Below are 18,615 nucleotides of genomic sequence, written 5' to 3'. Positions count from 1 at the left end.
GCTATTTATAAGAAAAATTCAGAAACACATCAATGAGATTCAATCAATATAGTTTTAGTCCAGAGGTAAAAGACAACCTAGAAGGCTTAGGATTTAAACGCCCTACAGATATTCAGTTCAAGGCAATTCCTCCTATTATGAAAGGTGAAGATGTTTTGGCTATTGCACAAACAGGTACAGGTAAAACAGCTGCTTTTGCAATTCCTATAATCGACAAACTTCATCGAAAGAAGAAAAATAAAACCTCAGAAGGGATCAAAGCTGTTGTAATGGTTCCTACTCGTGAACTTGCCATTCAAATTACAGAAGTTTTTCAAGAAATTGGCAAAAAGACGAAGGTGTCTAGTTTTTGTGTGTTTGGTGGTGTAGAACAAGGACCACAGATTGCCAAATTGCAAGAAGGAATCGATATTCTTATAACAACTCCAGGCCGAATGTTCGATCTTGTACATCAAGGCCATATTTATCTTCGTGATGTTGAAACATTGATTCTTGACGAGGCTGATCATATGCTTGACCTTGGATTTATCAAGGATATCGAAGATCTTATAAAGTATTTACCTAAGAATAGACAAACCCTTTTCTTTTCGGCAACCATCAGTCCTAGAATTAAGAAATTAGCTTATTCTTTGGTGACAAAGGCTATTCGTATCCAAATCTCACCAAAAGATCCGGTTGCTAAAAATGTAGATCATTCCGTGGGCTTTATCAAGATGGATGACAAACGTTTCTTCCTTGAACGATTTATCAAAGACAACTCGGAAAGTAAAATTCTTGTTTTTGTGAGAACAAAAGTCCGTGCAGAAAGAGTCTTAAAAGCCATGCAAAGGGTTGAAGTTGAAACCCAAACCATACACGGTGATAAAGAACAAAAAGATCGTTTAACAGCTCTTAATGATTTCAAAACGGGTAAAGTTAAAGTCTTGATTGCAACAGATGTTAGTGCACGTGGAATCGATATTCCAAATGTAGATTACGTTGTAAATTACGACCTTCCTGATGTGGATGAAAACTATGTACACCGTGTAGGACGTACAGGTCGTGGAGTTCAAAAAGGTGTGGCGATTTCCTTCTGCAGCGAAGAAGAAAAGTTGATGCTAAATGAGATAGAAGAATATTTAGGTAAAAAAATTACTGAAATGGAAATCTCTAAAGATGATTATACCACAACGATAGATTTCTCTGAGGATTATTCAAAAAGTTTAAAGGAACTAATGCAAGAAGCAGATGACTTTCAGTTGGAGAATAAAAAAGCTAAAGCTAAAAAAATTAAGAAGAAACAAAAGAAGCAACAGAAATAAACAATTTCCTGCTTGATACCCTTATAATAGAGCTCTGAGTTGTAAAACTTGGAGCTTTCTTTTATGCTACCTTCAGCCTTTAATACCCATACAAACACTCGTTCCCTTACTAATACAAAGGCTTTACCGATTATAATAAAAGTTTGTTCTATATTTAGATTGCTATTCGTATTTTTACCTTTCAAATAAGACAAAGCAATATTGATATCTTTTTCACTTTATATTGGATATCCTCACAAAATAGATTTGATTAACTTATAGGAGTTAAGTCAATAGATAAGAAGCACTATGAAGCCAAATTTCAAACTAAACATATCAGAAGTCCCATTTAAAAGTAATTTAAGCTTTTTACCGCTTATAAATGCTCTAAAATCAGATATCGATAATGAAAGCACTTATGCTATTCAAGCAAACTTCATTTTATCTCAAATAGAAGCTTATCCTATTTTCTTTAAAAAAAATATTAATCCAGTAGAACTTTCTGAATTTCATCAGCAAATTCAGATCTTGATGTCATATGTTTATTCTCCTCTTGAACTAAAGAGTACGATGAGTGGTGTAGGTGAACCTTTTAAAGATGAACCTATCTTTGAATCCAATCTACTCAAAAACATCGAGGATGATCAAACATTGGATCTTACGATGATTGATGACCTTAGCGACGATAAATGCATGCTTCTATTTACGAAGCTAATGTATGCCTATTCTATCATCCTTAAGAAATTTTATAATTCAGATATCAGTATGGATCATTTCATACGATATCGATTAGATAATAAGCTAAATGGTTTAGTCAATTATTTCAAGTTCGATTTTGATTCAACTTATATCGATGTAAAATACAAGGACGAATTGGTTGAACTTTCTGACGATGACATTAAAAAACTCATAAATAATCCGTTAGACATGGATTTATGGCTTGAAATGTTACCTCTGAATCAGTTTGAATTTTCAGGTTTCATGAAATACAAATTTACCGATGTCACTCACCTTGAAGTCATTTCATCTCTAAAAACAGATTTACTTGAAAAGTCCAGCATCATCAACCCTACTAATTTCACAAACTTAGAACAGAATATTCGCTCACTATTCGGCAATTCTCAGCTAAGACTGGGAATAATGGCTTTAAATATTAAGCAAGGAAATGTTCAGAATCGCACCAACTTTTGGCATGGTTTATTGGGAGATTCGGGTTTCGAGTGCTGCGATTACGAAGAATCAATCTACGAGCAAACCTTAAGAACTAAAATGCCAATTATTATCAATGATTTATCTAAACATGAAAGAATAGGTCGTGTTGAAAAAGCAATTCTGGGGAAAGGAATTAATAATATCATACTAACACCGCTAATTCTAGAAGATCAGTTAGTAGGAATTCTTGAACTGGGATCACCCAACGCATATGATATCAATTTCACCAAACTGAGAACAATAAAAGACCTTGTACCCGTTTTTTCAATTGCTTTATTAAGAACAAGCGAGGAACTTCAAACCAAAGTACAAGCAACCATAAAGGAAGAATGTACGGCTATTCATCCATGTGTAGAATGGCGTTTTGAGGAAGCTGCTCACAATCTTTTACAAAAGCGTGAAGAAGACGAAAGCACTAAAATGGAAGAGATCGTTTTCGAACATGTACATCCTCTCTATGGTGCAATCGACATTCGAAACTCTTCCCATGAAAGAAATATTAGTATACAATGTGATCTATTGGAACAATTAGGTTTAGCTAAGAAAGTGTTTCAAGAAGCATATCGCATTAAAAAGATGCCTATATACGATCAGGTTATCTATAAAATTGAAGAATACAGTAGAGGCATTAAAAAAGGGTTATCATCTGGTGATGAATCAAATATTCTAAACTTTATTCAAGAGCATGTTGAGCCCTTATTTTCTCATTTCAATTTCAAAGATGAGCAATTTAAGACTGCAATTACGCAATATAAAAATAGTCTCGACCCTGTCTTGAAAATGGTTTACAAGCGCCGAAAAGATTTTGAAGACTCACTTGCAATGATTAATAGTTGCATCATTAAATATTTAGATAAAGAACAGGAAAAAGCGCAACTGATGTACCCCCATTATTTTGAAAAATACAGAACTGATGGTGTTGAACACAACATATATCTAGGTGAAGCTATCACTCAGAATCAGGATTATAATCCCATGTATTTAAAAAATTTACGATTATGGCAACTCATCATTTCATGTGAGATGAGTCGTAAAACAGCAGAGTTAAAATCGTCATTACCAATTCCATTAGATACAACAGCCCTTATATTGGTTCACTCTCAGACACTTTCAATTCAATTCCGTCAGGATGAAAAGAAATTTGATGTAGATGGTGCATACAATATTCGTTATGAAATAGTAAAAAAACGAATTGATAAATCTGTTATTAAAGGGACCAATGAACGCTTAACTCAACCAGGAAAACTATCCATTATCTTTTCACAGGGTAATGACATGTTTGAATACCAACGTTATTTAGAATACCTTATAGCTAAAGACTATTTCGAGGATAAAATCGAGAATCTAGTTTTAGATGATTTACAAGGGGTATATGGTTTACGTGCATTACGTGTCACAATAAAAGATGGGAAAAACAATGAGGAAAACATCACAGAATTAGCTCAGGAAATTGGTCTAAATGGATAATCACTAACACAATTAAAGAACAACTCATTCTCAATAATTTGTCTTCATGCCTAGAATAATCCTCTCACTTTTAATTTTACTCCTTGGTTTTAATCTTTCAGCTCAAAATCCAAAGGATAGCTTAATTCAAAGTTCACGCCCAAAAATTGGACTAGTATTAAGTGGTGGAGGTGCTAAAGGATTTGCACATATTGGTGTATTAAAAGTACTTGAAGAAATGAACATGCCCATTGATTACATCTCTGGTACAAGCATGGGAAGTATTATTGGTGCATTTTATGCGATGGGGTATTCTGCAACAGAAATTGAAAAAATAGTTTTAAGTCAGGATTGGGAATCATTATTGAAAGATGAAATATCAAGAAAATTCATTCATGTTAAAGATAAAGTAAACCTTGACCGATACGTCATCTCCTTCCCTATAAAACCAAAGGGTATTCAAATTCCAGCAGGTATCGTGAAAGGACAAAACATCATCAATCTTTTTGAACGTTATACGATTGAATATCATGATAAAACTGATTTCAGAAAATTCCCTATTCCATTTGTATGTATCGCCACCGACCTTGAAACTGGCGAAGCTGTAGTACTTGATAAAGGAAATATCTCTGAAGCTCTTAGAGCCAGCATGGCTATTCCTACAGTATTCACTCCAATCGAAATAGACGGCCTTTTATTAGCAGATGGAGGTATGGTTAACAATTTTCCTGTAGAAGAAGTCGTAAAAATGGGAGCTGATATTGTCATAGGTGTTGATGTGCAGACAGGTCCTAAAAGCAAAGATCAATTAAAATCAATAGAAGACATTATCAATCAGACTGTCAGCCTCATGGCAAAAAGAGAATTTGTTAAAAATAGAAAATTATGCGACATATACATTAAACCAGATATCACTGGGTATACGGTTGCAGATTTTGACCAAGCTGACTCTCTAATACTTCGTGGAGAACAGGTTCAGCCTGAACAAATATCAGAATTGAAACAAATTATAAGCAAATATCAACTAATAAAAACTCAGAGTCAGAATTACCCTATCACAACTGATTCATCTGAGTTTTTTATTAACGATATTAAGATCAACGGCCTTAAACATGTTAGAAAAGCTACAATACTTGGAAAACTGGACATTGAAACAAGAACCTGGACAAGCATTAAGAAAATTCAAAAAGGTATTAATAGAGCTTATGGAAGTAGATATTTCGATAAAGTCGTTTTTCAACTGAAAGGCGATATCGAAAAAACACTCGTTATTAACGTAACTGAACGTCGTTCGAATCGATTTAATGTGGGTATGCATTACGATGATGATAATAAAGCATCTGTTCTTCTGAATACAACTTTCCAAAATAAAATTCAAGACGGCACTAGTCTATCTCTAGATTTAAAGCTATCCGAGAATCCACGATTTACGGCCACTTATAATTTTGATAATGGTTTAAAACCTGGCTACCAATTTAAACTTGATATAAACGACTCTGAGGTATTTTCTTTTGAAGATGGTGAGAAAGTTGGTAGTTTCGATTTAAAATACTTAAAATTAGATGCAAATATACACTCCACTTTTCGAGAATCATATTCAATAGGTTTTGGCGGAAAAATGGAGTTATATAGAGCTTCATCAAATATTAAGACACCTGAGCTTGATGTAACTGATGAAGATTATTACTTCACATACTATGCTTTTATCAATATGGATTCTCACGATAAGGGTTATTACCCTAAGTATGGCTTTAGTTTATATGGAGAATACAAGCTTATCACAAATGATGGTGTAGCTCTAGATGGTAACGGACGTCCTGCTTCTATTGCGTATATGAAAATGCAAAAGGCAATATCTATAAATAATCGTTTAACTCTATATCCTAAATTCTTTGGTCGTGTTGTATGGGGTAAGGCAATTCCCAATGTATTTAATACTTATACAGGAGGGCTCGATCAAACCAATTATTTTGATATTCAGGTTCCTTTTGTTGGTCTGAGACGCATGGAGTTAGCCTCCTCCAATTCGTTTATTTTCAGGACGGATATTCAATTTGAGTTATTCAAAAATAATTACTTGATTCTTAAACCTAATATAGGTAAGGTCGTTGAAGATATTAATAGTGCTCTAACAAAGGGACGATGGATTAAGGGAATTGGATTAACATACTCTTATAATTCATTAGTTGGTCCTATGGAAGTAACTTTTGGATTATCAGATGTCGAAACTAAAGTAAGAGGTTTTATTAATCTTGGGTATTGGTTCTAAAGTTTTGTTCAAGTTGTTTTAGTTTCGATAGTTTTATGAATCGAAACATAAATAGAATTGAAGCTGTTCCTAAACCTGCTGGTAATCCCCACCAGATACCAACTTCATTTAATCCGAAAGTAAAGGCACATAAATATCCCATAGGTAAGGATACGATAAAGTAAGCAATAAAAGTATATAGGGTTGGAACATTAACATCAGACATGCCTCGTAAAATACTCCCGAATACAATCTGCAAGCCATCAAACAATTGATAAATAAGCATTACAACAATAAACTGTGCAGCCAAAGCTATTACAAGCGGATCATCTGAAAATAAAGTTGGTAATTGGTTTCTAAGAAAAAGAAAAATCAGTCCAATAATTATAACCATCAATATAACAAGATGAACCGATGCCCAACCAGCTTTTCGCATTTCCTCAATTTTGTTTTCACCGAAAAGAGAAGAAACTCGGATTGTTGTACTTGAAGCGATACCTAAATAAACCATAAAACTAATGGTAGAGATACTTAGAACAATTTGATGAGCAGCTAATCCTGCGACACTAATCCATCCCATCATAATTGTGCTCAGCATAAAGGCTGAAGCTTCCATTACCAATTGAGCTCCAATCGGTACACCTATTTTCCATATTTTAAAGAAATCCTTGATTGCAAACTGAGCTTTTTCTATGATTTGCCCATAAGCTTTAAAGCTTTTCCCCTTTTTAAAAACTAAAAAGAAACTGACTGCCATAAAAATTCTTGATATCAAAGTTCCATATCCTGCACCATTTAAACCCATTGCAGGTAGGCCAAGCTTTCCATTAATTAAAATATAATTAAATATGATATTGACAAGATTAGCAATCAAGACGATATTCATAGCAACTTTTGTATTTGCTAATCCCTCACAAAACTGCTTATAACCCATGAAAACCATCATGGGTATTATTGAGAAGCTAATTATCCACAAATACTCTCTGCCAGGAATAATAACATCAGCCGACTGTCCCATATTATCCATGAACAGGCTCAGTATAAATATCACAATACTCAGAAAGATACCCATGCTTAATACTGCCCACATTGAAGCTTTAAACCAAGCTCCCACACTATTCATATCAAAATGACCTCTTGCCTTACCTACCAATGGCGTTATGGCATATGAAAAGCCCATTCCAAAAACAATTACTAACCAGAAAATCGTATTTGCGAAAGAAGCTGCAGCTAACTCATGAGTTCCAACATGACCAATCATCATATTATCTATAACCCCAACTGTAACTTGCCCTAATTGAGCTAAGATAACTGGGACTCCAAGTTTAATTAAGCCTTTATAATGATCTTGATATGATGTGAAATATGAATGGATTGCTTTACTAGTCATTATCTGAAAAATTGGATAGAAAAGACTACTGCACAAATAAAGATGCAATAATCTTATGGGCTGCGAAGGTAGATGAAAAGACCATGGAATTTAATAACTCCATGAATGTATTTTAGACTTATGATCGAAAAAGAGCTTAAACAAATCTGCCCTCATCCCAATTATTCTCGTTATAAACCTCTATACCATTTGCAAGAAGAAGTTGAGAGCTTAAACCATTACCTTCAATCAGTTTACCAGAGAATGTACCATCGTAGATATTTCCACAACCGCAAGAGGGACTATTAGCCTTCAGAATAACTTTTTTGACGCCACAAGTTTGGCTAATATCCAAAATTCGTCTTGCAACTGTTAGGAATTCAGAAGTATAATCAAGACCTCTCTGAGTCATCACCTTTCTACTCCCATCATTCTGAGTGATAATTTCACAAGCCTGGCGGGGTGTTGATAATCCACCCAAAACTTCTGGACAAACAGGTATTAAACGACCAGAATCAAGTAAAGTATCAAATTCTAAGATTCGGCTACTTGTTCCATTGTATCTACAATTAACACCTAGTAGACAAGCACTAATTAAATAGATTTCCTGTGACATTAAACCGCTTTTATTATATAAGTTACAATACCCCAAATCGTAAAATCATTTTCTTGAGTGACCTTTATTGGATCAAACTCCTCGTTTTCAGGCATTAATAAAACATGATCTTTTTCAATTTTTAAACGCTTCACCGTAAACTCACCATCGACAAAACAAACAGCAACCTTATTGTTTTGGGGCTCTAAGCTTCTATCAATCACAAGCAAATCACCATCGTGAATATTGGCTCCAATCATACTTGAGCCCTCTACCCGAGCATAAAATGTCGCATCTTTATTCCTTATAAGTTCTCTATCAAGGCTTATTTTGGTTTGAATAAAATCAGCTGCAGGGCTTGGAAAGCCAGCCTTAATTTTAGCACTAACGAAAGGAACTAATAGTTTCTCTTTACTGGAGGGAATAAAAAATAGGAGTTTACTTTCTTTAGTCATTCAATTTTATTTTTAAGATATCAGCCAAGTTCGTCGTGTACGAAGGCGATAATTTCTCTTGTTTCATTTTCCAAGTTCTTTTAGGATCTTGGCAAGCCAGTTTTATCGTATTATCCTTATACCTTGAATTTAAAGCATCCATAACCTTAAGTAATGGTGCATGTTTAGGATTTTCGCCTGAGAAAAGGGATAGTTGCTTTTGCGATTCATCCACAAGATCTAAAACAACAACGCCAGCCTTCTTGTAGGCATAAGATTTCCGATAAATCTTTTTTAAAGCTTGAATTGCAAACTTCACCAAATCGATACTCGAATTGGTTGGATAAGGTAATTTAATGACTACGGAATTCTGATACTGAGGTAAATGCTTTTGATGACTACTAGTTTGAATAAATACCATTAAAGCTGAGCAAGATGAAGCTTGTTTTCTTAATTTTTCAGCACAACTCACAGTAAATGTTGCAACACGTTCCCTTATCTCTTCATAGTCATCAGTAGTCGACTCAAAAGTTCGTGTTGTTGAAATCGATTTTTTAGCTTTACACTCTTCCATTTGTATGGAGGGTATACCAATCAAATCATGTTTCAAACGCAAGCCAACAACAGATAATTCCTTTCTCACCCAATGATCGGGACGTTGAACAAAGTCTAATCCTGTTTTTACATCATAGCTTCGAAGCTTTTTTGCATACTGCCGACCTATGCCCCAAATATCATCTACAGGAACCCATTTCAGTGCCTTTTCTCTTTTCTCATCACTATCAATCAAATAGACGCCATCCGTACGATCATTATACTTTTTAGCTATTCGATTGGCAAGTTTTGCAAGAGATTTTGTTGGCGCTACACCAACACAAACAGGTATTCCTGTCCATTTTTCGACCTTAGCTTTTATCTCTCGGGCACAGACTTCCAAATCAAGATAATCGTAAGAATGAAAATCAAGAAAAGCCTCATCGATGCTATAAATCTCAACATCAGCTGCAAAGCTCGATATAATATTCATAACTCGATTACTCATATCGCCGTATAGAGCATAGTTAGAAGAAAATACATGAATATTTTTCTCCTCAAATAACTTTTTGAACTTAAAAGCAGGTGCACCCATTGGAATCCCAGCATCTTTGGCTTCTTGACTACGTGCAATAACACATCCATCGTTGTTTGACAAAACAACAATAGGTTTCCCTATTAAAGAAGGCTTGAAAACCCGCTCACATGAGGCATAAAAGTTATTACAATCGACCAAAGCGTACATCTAACAAAGGTAGTTTATAAATGGAATATGAACCTTATTTTCAAAAATTAGATCGCTAAAAAAGGACTAAAATGATTTATAAAAATACTCTGGTATAAAAAAAGCTCAGCAAATAGCTGAGCTTTTAAAATCATATATTTAGATTGAGCTTATTCCCAATTCAAAATTACTTTTCCACAGTTACCTTCTTCCATAATATCAAAACCTTTCTGGAAATCAACAGCATCAAATCGATGTGAAATCATTGGAGAAAGATCCAATCCACTCATCAACATTTGCTCCATTTGATACCATGTTTCGTACATTTCACGACCGTAAATACCTTTCAACTGAAGACCTTTGAAAATGATATCGCTCCAGTTTACCTTAGTTTCCGATGGTAGAATTCCCAATAAAGAGATCTTACCTGAATTATACATATGAGCAATCATATCGTTGAAAGCAGCAGGCGCACCTGAACATTCCAAACCTATATCAAAACCAATCATTCCAAGCTCCTTAATTACATCATCAAGACTCTCTTCCATTGGGTTCACAACTCGAGTTGCCCCCATTTTCTTAGCCAATTCAATTCTGTAAGGATTTGTTTCAGTAGCCACAACGTAACGTGCACCCGCAAATTTTGCAATTGCAACAGCCATAGAACCAATAAGACCAGCACCAGTTACAAGTACATCTTCACCTATCACTGAAAAAGAAAGTGCTGTATGAGTTGCATTTCCAAAAGGATCCATGATTGCCAATAATTCGTCCTCAATCTGATCGCTCATTTTCATCAGATTCTTTGAAGGGATAGCAGCGTACTCAGCAAAAATACCATCGATATTAACACCAATACCAACTGTGTTTTCACACACATGCTTACGACCTCTGCGACAGTTTCTACAGTGTCCACATGCAATATGGCCTTCACCTGTTACACGATCGCCAATTTTAAAGCCAGTTACACCAGCTCCCATTTCAGCCACCTCACCGACATACTCATGCCCAATAATCATTCCTGGTTTAATGGTATTCTGAGCCCATTCATCCCATTTGTAAATGTGTAGATCGGTACCGCAAATAGCAGTTTTTCTAATTTTTACTAGAACATCGTTAACCCCTATTTTAGGAACATCAACTTCTTCCATCCACAAGCCTTTTTCTGCTTTGGATTTTACTAGAGCCTTCATTTTAGCCATTGTCGTATTATAAGTAAATCTGTAAGTTAAAGTATTTTGTGTCTAATTGAAAGACCTAAAAAATAGCCTCTGAATTATTTTTCGAAAATAGTAAAAACAAACTTAGAATATCAATATGTCATTAATAATTTATACAAATTAGTTAAATAAACATATAAAACATCGATCAACAAAGCCAATGGACTAATTAACTGCGACTTAAACAATGAATACTAAACTCAATTTATTATAAAAACAAAATTCCCAGCCTATAAAGGCTGGGAATTTTAATATTACAACTAAACTGACTATTTAATGTTCTCTTACGTGTGATTTGATATAATCAAAGGACAACATTTTATTAACTCAATAAAAACTACATTATTTAATCAATAGAGAACAAAAGTCAAACACACTTAACTAATCTTTTACTAAACGAACATACATTCTACAATTAGAAGCTTTATTATTTCGTCTACTAATTCCTGTTTTAGTACCAGACATAGCTCTATAAAAATAAGCCATATTTCCTCTAAAATCCTTCTGTCCCGTATTTGTCCAAAAATAAGTATATGATCCCATACCTTTATCTGTCTGAGAAAATGGTGAAAAGGAAAGATAACCTCCAGTAAGTGCACCGAATTCTAATTCATTTGTAGGAGCTGTAGTATTACTCCAGCCACCGTCGGTTGCTTGAAATTTATGTACAGTTGTTCCTCTATATGTAGAACCCGAATAATCTAAATCAGCTTCAGGTACTCCACTATATTTTTCTAAAGCTTGCCAGTTTTCATCAGTAGCTACATGCCATCCAGCAGGTGCAATATCAGCAAGCATATGTGCTGTATACATCACGCCATATTTCGAATAATTCTCATGAGCAATTGCAGCATCTCTTCCTGTAGAATTATTAACTCCATATACTGAACACTGCTTATCACCATCAACCATATTAGCAGGTATAAATCCAAAATTCTCTGCTAACCAAGTTTGTCCATCAACAGTTACAGTTTTGTAAACTTTACCATCTCTGGTGTCTGTCCAAGTACCAACTTCAGCAGTTTGATTTTCCATGCTTGTAAAATCAATTATATTACTCTCTATTTTCGCCCCGTGCTCATCTTTAGTAATTACTTTTACTTTATACGCTTTAGTAAAATTCAAGCCAACAAATGTAAATTCTGTTGCATCAAAATCTTCTTTTTTAAGATCCGAAGCATCGAAAGTAGCATCTTCGCTTAAATAAACATCGTAAACTAAAGCTTCATCATCAGCATCGGTTGAAGCAGCCCATGAGATTGTAACATCTAAAGCATCGTTATTAATTACTTCAGAAACCGAAGAATTTAATACAGCTGCAGTTGGTAAAGAGTTATCAGTAATAAAACTAAATACTTCACTCGTATTTTCACCACCTTGAGCATCCTTAGCAACAACTTTCCACTTATATGTAGCGTTACCTTTTAAATTACTATATACTAACTCAGTAGCGGTAAGACCAGTTTTTAATGGGAATGATCCAAATACATCGCTTCTAGTTAAAAATACGGAATATGTAATAGCATCCCCTTCGGCATCAGTTGCAGCATCCCAAGTTAGAGTTACCGAACCAGAAATACCTGTAGCAGCATCTAAAGGAGCAGTTAAACTAGCCTTCGATGGCACATTATTATTTGTTGTAAAACTTGCAACATCACTCTCCGATATTGCGCCTTGAGTATCCTTAGCTACAATTTTCCAGAAGTAATCAGAACTTCCATCCAAATTTAATGCATCATATTCTGTCTTTTCTAAATCTTCACCAACAATATGAGCGGCAGTAAATTCATTCGATTTTGCTAAATAAAAATCATATTTAATAGCATCACCATCTTTATCGATAGCCGAAGTCCAAGTTATTTTTTTACCAACTATATTTTCATCTTCGATAATATTTACAATTTTGGTGTCAACCACTTTCGATGGTGCTTCATTTAAAGTTGTAAAACTAAATACTTCACTTTTTGTTTTAGCACCTGCTGAATCTTCACTTTCAATCTGCCAAAAATATTCAGTGTGTCCTTTCAAACTTGTTGCAGCAAACTCATTCTTGTCTAAATTATTCACTGTAGGGTGTTCTGGCTCAAATTTATTTATATCTGTTCCGTAAAACAAATGATACACTATAGCCTGATCTTCAGCATCAGTAGATTCTGCCCAAGTAAAAGTAATTCCCTTCTCAACTTCGATAGCTTTATCAGCAGGAAATGTAAGAATTGATTTTGTTGGAGCAGAATTCAAAGTAGTAAAAGAGAATACATCACTTTCAACGCCCACACCTTCAGTATCCTTTGCAACTACTTTCCAATAATAAGTATCAGGAGCATTTAATTCCGTTACATCAAACGTCGTAACTTCTAAATCTGCTGATTTTAAATCTGCTGCGACAAAAGCCATAGAATTTGTGTCATAATCTTTTTTATTTGCTAAAAACAGATCGTACACAATTTTGTCATCATCTTCATCAACAGAAGCAGTCCACTCAATTGTAATATCTCTTGTAATATTATCGGCAGCATCAACAGGAGATACTGCAGTTGGTTTCGACTGTTTGCTATTGGTAGTAGTAAAACTAAACACATCAGAATCAACAGTATCACCTTCAGCATCAATAGCAGATACTTTCCAAAAGTATTGAGTTTTGGCTTTCATATCGACAACCTCAAACTCTGTTGTTTCTAAATCACTTGCTTTTTTATCCGAGTCGCTTAAAGTAGCAGAAGTTCCTAAATAAAAATCGTATTTAATAACATCAGCATCACCATCGATTGAAGCAGACCATTTAAAAGTCATAATTTTTGCAACATCAATAGCTTCATGAGCAGGAGCAGATCCTACCGATTTAGTTGGTGCACTATTCGAAGTTGTAAAAGATGCTACAGGAGTTTCAGCAACTAAGCCTACAGCATCGGTCGCTACAACTTTCCAGTAATAAGTTGCATGTCCAGCTAAATCAACATCAAATTCAGTCTCTGACTGATCTTTAACTTTAATATCATCCTTTGTCAGTTTCTCTGTAATTCCAAGATAAAGAGTATATTTCACCATTGTCTTTTCAGGATCGATACTCGTTTTCCAGCTAAGTGTAATTTGTTTATCAATATTTACCGCCTTATCGATAGGTAATAAAACAGTTGGAATAGAAGGTTCTAAATTCTTAGCATCGTCTTCTTCGCATGAGAATAAACTCAGCAAAAAGATACTGGTTAAAAACAGGGATAGTTTAAACAATTTTTTCATCTCAGTGGTTATTTTTCGGGTTAGTAATTAGGCATAGCAGCTACAATACAATGTACTTACTGCTACACCATTTAATTTATTTTACTTCTAATTACCCTAAGGTAATTTTCTGATTAAGAGGGTTTTGTAAACTCTAGGTATTCAGTAACAAATCGATAATTAGGATTAGCTACGCTTATCATTATCACTACCGAATAAGGTATGTTATCGTAACGAGTATAAAATGTCTGAGAAATCAAATAAAAACCTTCTTCGTTAGTTAAAAGTTTGATTAATTCCTCGGCACTATCAGATGATATCATATCGATATGCTCAATTTCATCTCTGTAAGCTTTACGGTAATCATCACGCAATTTAAAAATGACTTTCTCATTTTCTACTCGCTCAACATCAACAGGTATATCAACAATAATATTAGAATAGCCAAAAGGAGGATTTACATTCTTCCAATATCTTAAAGAAATTGTAGTAGGCCATCCACTAGGATTTTTTTCATTATTCATGTAAAAATCAATACTCTTTAAGCCATCAGCAACACGTACTCCTTTACACAAGTCGTAAAACTCTGGAGTCACAACACCTGCATAATTATTCATTACTGAATAATCTAAAGTACAATCAACAGGCTTCCCCTCTTTGGTTCCCCACTCGTTAACAAAAGGGAAATAGATAATACCAGGAATATTAGAATATTCTATTTTTGTATCCACAGCACCATCGCTTGAACTGTATGTATCAGTAGATGCATTATAAACAAAGTTTGCAATTTTTGTATTGTCATCAATTTTTAAGGAATCGATCAAAACAAAACCCGTTTTAGTAATTGCCATCCTGTGCTGCGACTGCTTAATCTCATCATTTTCAACATAGTCGAAAGTTACTATACGATAAGTTTCGTTAACTCGGAATTGCCCAGAGTAATTTAAAGCATCAATTTTAACTTGTCGAAAATATTTAGTTGATGTTGCACCATCAGCCAATACACGCTTCATTTCTTTAGTAGCATCTTTATCGAAAGTCCAATCAGCCTCACTTGCTTTTGTAAGCACAAGAGGTGTTTTAAAATCAGCTTTATCAGTTAAACTTTCTAAAACGACACGATCTGGAGTTGCCGATTTAATAACAAACTGAAACTCACCACCACCCAAAGGCACTTGATAAGTTCCACCAGAACCATTAGGTACTTCTTTCTTTAATGAATGCCAAATATTAAAAATACACGACGATTCGAAAACCAAGTTTGTAGTTTGAGATGTGTTTACATTGTAACTTAACTCAGTAGTAAAACTCTCTAATGGTAGTAACTCAATACTATCCGATTTAATTCTCACCCAACCATCGTCGGTAAAATTCATTAATACCGGCCAAGCACCGATTTTCTCATCAGAGCTATAATAACCAATCCAGCCAAACTCCGAACCAGCCAAAATATCAACATTGTTTTTATTTACTTCAGCCACTCTTTCCTCAGCCGATTTCTCAAACGTATTCTCAAAATCTTTATCCGAACAAGCTGAAAAGAAAACAACAAAGGATAATATTGTAATAGAAATTATATTCTTCATTTTTAGTCCTCCTTCTTTTGTGCATTAGTAATTCTTTCCTGTACTAAGTCTCTTAATTTTTCCAAATTCACATCAAACTTATTAGTATAATAGTCTTTGGTAATATTAAGTTTCTCTTTTATTAACTCTTTACCTACGTTAAGATCTTCCAATGTTTTACGAGCACCGGAAATTGATCGAACAGCTAAATTACGCACAGCTATATCTCCTGCAGTTTTAATTTCTGCTTCAGTTTTCCCTGCATCACGAGCTTCAGTTTCTGCAGCAGCTCTTGTATCAATTACTGTCTGATGCACCTCAGTCATAATATAATCGTACAATTTATTTACTTCATCGCTAATTTCAGCTTCTGATTTCACTGCATATTTCTCATCAAAAATCTCCTTATCAAGAATAATAAAATTAGAAACTAATTCAGCAAAATCTTCAAACTCATTAGTTGTTCCGTATGGCGTTGTTACTCCTCTACTGATTGCATTATCTTCGGTAATAGTAGTCCATGAGTTACCTGTATATTTCGATCCTGAATAAGTTTCGAATCCTTCGGGCAACTTATAAGTTTGATGAACAATATGAGTAAACTCATGATGCATCGTGTGCAACTGAGTTGTTAACCAAGTTTTATTGGTCAAGTCATACTGATTCATTTCTGTCAAAGTGATACGAACACCAGCTTCGGCAAAACCTAATGTCTCAGTACCATTCTCATTCAATATTTCCGATCCAATAAGTACAATCTCAGGTGGAAAATTATTTTCGATAAATGCTTTTCCTCCAGCCGAAGATTCAACAAATGGTTCTACCCAAAAATGTTCGATCATTTTAGCTGCTGAAATCACCACATCTCTTAAGGGAGGTGATACATAATAATCAACCGAAATAAATTTATCGTCCCATCTCCAACGAATAGCGCAATTGTATTTATCAAGAAAATGTTCCTTTAAATACACATCAATTTCGTCAGTAGAATCTTCTACTACCACCTTCTCATAATTCAACTCATCGTCGTTGTCACAAGCTGCAAACAATCCAAGGCTAGCTACGAGAAGAAATATTATTTTTCTATATAGTTTCATTACAGTTGAGATTTAATTCTAATTAACTTTGCTTCTACTTCTGTTGGCACATCAATTTCATTCTCCTCAATTCCGTTAGCAATAGCTGCTTGTGGAATTTGGATTACTTTACGAGCATCGTCAGCTGTCAAAATCTTTTTATCGCCAGCTAAATTAGTGTGTGCAACTTCAAGTTTTAATCTCTTAATGTCGAACCATCTTAAACCTTCCTCAGCAAATTCTCTTCTGCGTTCGTCAGCAAATACCACATAAAGTAAAATTCTATTCTGCTCATATATTTTCTCATCTATCTCAGCAGCCACTACCGCATCGTAACTAGGATTTGGATTACCATTGCTTAGCGTTTCTTTGTACCTAGTATCTCTTGTAAAGTCAGGAAATGCAGTGGTGTATGTCTGTCGATAATAATTGATAACAACATCAGTGAAATTTGTATCATCGCTTGTAATAGCAGCATTATCAGCAGGACGATTGTAACGGTTTAATAAAAACAGATTAAGAGCCACCTTTATATCGTAATCCATAGCAATTTGCTCTGCTCTACTCGTCTCTCTCGATGCAAGTGCAAATCTAGATTCTAATTGATTAAAGAAAACCTCTTCGCCACGAAACACAGGCTGAACAGTATAAGGTAATCCCGAGCTTGATGTTAAAGAAGCTCTTTTAACCAAAGGTTCGAATTTAGACTGATAAACAGCAGATTGATCGGATCCTGCAGCCCACATATTATTCGAACGTGCATCGCCAATATATAAAGATCCCGAAATACCTTGAGTCATTCTGTAACCAAACATGAAATACAACTGGTATCCTAATTTCTTACGAATAATCATTAAATTACTCTGATCATCAGGTGAAGAAAATACCTGTGCTCTACCTTTGGGTCCTTGCCCAGCTAAAACTTCCTGATAATTTTTAATATAGCTTGCATTATAAGTATCACCTAACAACTGTCGGCTATAATGTAAACATTGCGAATAATCTGCTTTATACAAATAAAGGCGCGATGCAAAAGCTATAGCAGCTTCCCTGGTAAAATGATACTTGCCCGAATTTTTATAGTACTCGTTAGAAACTAAAGCCATACCTTCTAACATATCTTCTTCGATATACTGATAGGTCATATCAACTGTTTCTCGCTTATAATCAACTAAAAGAATCATTTCAGGGTCCTTGATATAAGGAACTCCCAAATCGCTACCTGCAGTTGTTTCATCATAATGCTTAGCAAAAATATTTACCAACATAAAATGAGCATAAGCACGACACAATAAAGCCTCGCCTTTTATTGCATTTTTATGATTTTCGTCACCTTCAATAGTCTCTAAAGATTTTAAAGCCTGATTGGCATGTGCAATGGCATTATATGCGTTAGACCAATAGTATGTAGGTGTATCTTGACCTTCTATACTTATAGTTTCCCAATTAAATGCCTCTTCCATTTGCGTTAACTGCATATTACTTGGTACTGCTCCAACATTATCAGTCATTCCTTCAAGAAACAAATAGCTTCCAGCTGGATATGCATTGGTTAACACCTCAGCAATATCATTTAAATCATCCAATTCGATTCTACTATCGGGCACAGTATCGAAGAAATCATCGCAACTCGATAAAGAGAATACGCACAAAACAAGAATTAATATTTTTATATTATTTATCATAGCTTACA

Annotated in this window: 12 protein-coding genes; 3 read left to right on the top strand and 9 right to left on the bottom strand. The window is 34.6% G+C overall.

All coding sequences use genetic code 11. The features are described from left to right. The first annotated feature begins 32 nt into the window (after positions 1-32). From ACXR6G_RS08965 to ACXR6G_RS08955, 3 genes are all read left to right on the top strand, one after another. Complete coding sequence (locus tag ACXR6G_RS08965) at positions 33-1,301, top strand: DEAD/DEAH box helicase (protein WP_458361080.1); 1,269 nt, start codon at positions 33-35, stop codon at positions 1,299-1,301. Positions 1,302-1,589: 288 nt separating this feature from the next. Next, positions 1,590-3,959 (top strand): GAF domain-containing protein, encoded by a 2,370-nt coding sequence (locus tag ACXR6G_RS08960; RefSeq protein WP_458361079.1) that lies wholly within the window; start codon positions 1,590-1,592, stop codon positions 3,957-3,959. Positions 3,960-4,005: 46 nt separating this feature from the next. Beyond that, positions 4,006-6,207 carry a patatin-like phospholipase family protein gene (locus ACXR6G_RS08955; RefSeq protein ID WP_458361078.1) on the top strand — a complete coding sequence of 734 codons (2,202 nt, stop codon included), beginning with the start codon at positions 4,006-4,008 and terminating at the stop codon, positions 6,205-6,207. Here the strand turns inward: ACXR6G_RS08955 and ACXR6G_RS08950 are convergent. The 9 genes from ACXR6G_RS08950 to ACXR6G_RS08910 form a co-directional block, all read right to left on the bottom strand. Then, positions 6,185-7,576 carry an MATE family efflux transporter gene (locus tag ACXR6G_RS08950; protein ID WP_458361077.1) on the bottom strand — a complete coding sequence of 464 codons (1,392 nt, stop codon included), beginning with the start codon at positions 7,574-7,576 and terminating at the stop codon, positions 6,185-6,187. The genes ACXR6G_RS08955 and ACXR6G_RS08950 overlap by 23 nt on opposite strands. A 136-nt stretch (positions 7,577-7,712) precedes the next feature. Beyond that, positions 7,713-8,171 carry a DUF523 domain-containing protein gene (locus tag ACXR6G_RS08945; protein ID WP_458361076.1) on the bottom strand — a complete coding sequence of 153 codons (459 nt, stop codon included), beginning with the start codon at positions 8,169-8,171 and terminating at the stop codon, positions 7,713-7,715. Further along, positions 8,171-8,605, bottom strand: a complete 435-nt coding sequence (locus tag ACXR6G_RS08940) for a LexA family protein (RefSeq protein ID WP_458361075.1) — start codon at positions 8,603-8,605, stop codon at positions 8,171-8,173. Before ACXR6G_RS08940 ends, ACXR6G_RS08945 begins: the two co-directional genes overlap by 1 nt. Continuing rightward, positions 8,598-9,863, bottom strand: coding sequence for a Y-family DNA polymerase (locus ACXR6G_RS08935; RefSeq protein ID WP_458361074.1), 1,266 nt, complete (start codon positions 9,861-9,863; stop codon positions 8,598-8,600). Before ACXR6G_RS08935 ends, ACXR6G_RS08940 begins: the two co-directional genes overlap by 8 nt. A 149-nt stretch (positions 9,864-10,012) precedes the next feature. After that, positions 10,013-11,044, bottom strand: a complete 1,032-nt coding sequence (tdh, locus tag ACXR6G_RS08930; RefSeq protein WP_458361073.1) for an L-threonine 3-dehydrogenase — start codon at positions 11,042-11,044, stop codon at positions 10,013-10,015. 399 nt (positions 11,045-11,443) lie between these two features. Then, positions 11,444-14,302, bottom strand: a complete 2,859-nt coding sequence (locus ACXR6G_RS08925; protein ID WP_458361072.1) for an FISUMP domain-containing protein — start codon at positions 14,300-14,302, stop codon at positions 11,444-11,446. A gap of 113 nt (positions 14,303-14,415) precedes the next feature. Continuing rightward, entirely contained in the window at positions 14,416-15,867 is a 1,452-nt protein-coding gene (locus ACXR6G_RS08920; protein ID WP_458361071.1) for a DUF4302 domain-containing protein, read from the bottom strand. A 2-nt stretch (positions 15,868-15,869) separates the two neighbouring features. Then, positions 15,870-16,943, bottom strand: coding sequence for a substrate import-associated zinc metallohydrolase lipoprotein (locus tag ACXR6G_RS08915; RefSeq protein ID WP_458361070.1), 1,074 nt, complete (start codon positions 16,941-16,943; stop codon positions 15,870-15,872). After that, a complete protein-coding gene (locus ACXR6G_RS08910) occupies positions 16,943-18,607 on the bottom strand; it encodes a RagB/SusD family nutrient uptake outer membrane protein (RefSeq protein ID WP_458361069.1) in 1,665 nt (554 codons plus the stop codon). The genes ACXR6G_RS08915 and ACXR6G_RS08910 overlap by 1 nt, the downstream gene beginning before the upstream one ends. Positions 18,608-18,615 lie beyond the last annotated feature (8 nt).

This window comes from Ancylomarina sp. YFZ004 (assembly GCF_054254355.1).
Note: the sequence above shows the minus strand (reverse complement) of the source record. Positions and strands in the feature narration are given on the sequence as shown.

Bases quoted from the DNA above. Each gene is read 5' to 3' on its own strand.
- ACXR6G_RS08910 (WP_458361069.1), bottom strand. From the start codon at position 18,607: ATGATAAATAATATAAAAATATTAATTCTTGTTTTGTGCGTATTCTCT.
- ACXR6G_RS08925 (WP_458361072.1), bottom strand. From the start codon at position 14,302: ATGAAAAAATTGTTTAAACTATCCCTGTTTTTAACCAGTATCTTTTTG.
- tdh (WP_458361073.1), bottom strand. From the start codon at position 11,044: ATGGCTAAAATGAAGGCTCTAGTAAAATCCAAAGCAGAAAAAGGCTTG.
- ACXR6G_RS08955 (WP_458361078.1), top strand. From the start codon at position 4,006: ATGCCTAGAATAATCCTCTCACTTTTAATTTTACTCCTTGGTTTTAAT.
- ACXR6G_RS08960 (WP_458361079.1), top strand. From the start codon at position 1,590: ATGAAGCCAAATTTCAAACTAAACATATCAGAAGTCCCATTTAAAAGT.
- ACXR6G_RS08945 (WP_458361076.1), bottom strand. From the start codon at position 8,171: ATGTCACAGGAAATCTATTTAATTAGTGCTTGTCTACTAGGTGTTAAT.
- ACXR6G_RS08920 (WP_458361071.1), bottom strand. From the start codon at position 15,867: ATGAAGAATATAATTTCTATTACAATATTATCCTTTGTTGTTTTCTTT.
- ACXR6G_RS08950 (WP_458361077.1), bottom strand. From the start codon at position 7,576: ATGACTAGTAAAGCAATCCATTCATATTTCACATCATATCAAGATCAT.
- ACXR6G_RS08915 (WP_458361070.1), bottom strand. From the start codon at position 16,943: ATGAAACTATATAGAAAAATAATATTTCTTCTCGTAGCTAGCCTTGGA.
- ACXR6G_RS08935 (WP_458361074.1), bottom strand. From the start codon at position 9,863: ATGTACGCTTTGGTCGATTGTAATAACTTTTATGCCTCATGTGAGCGG.
- ACXR6G_RS08940 (WP_458361075.1), bottom strand. From the start codon at position 8,605: ATGACTAAAGAAAGTAAACTCCTATTTTTTATTCCCTCCAGTAAAGAG.
- ACXR6G_RS08965 (WP_458361080.1), top strand. From the start codon at position 33: ATGAGATTCAATCAATATAGTTTTAGTCCAGAGGTAAAAGACAACCTA.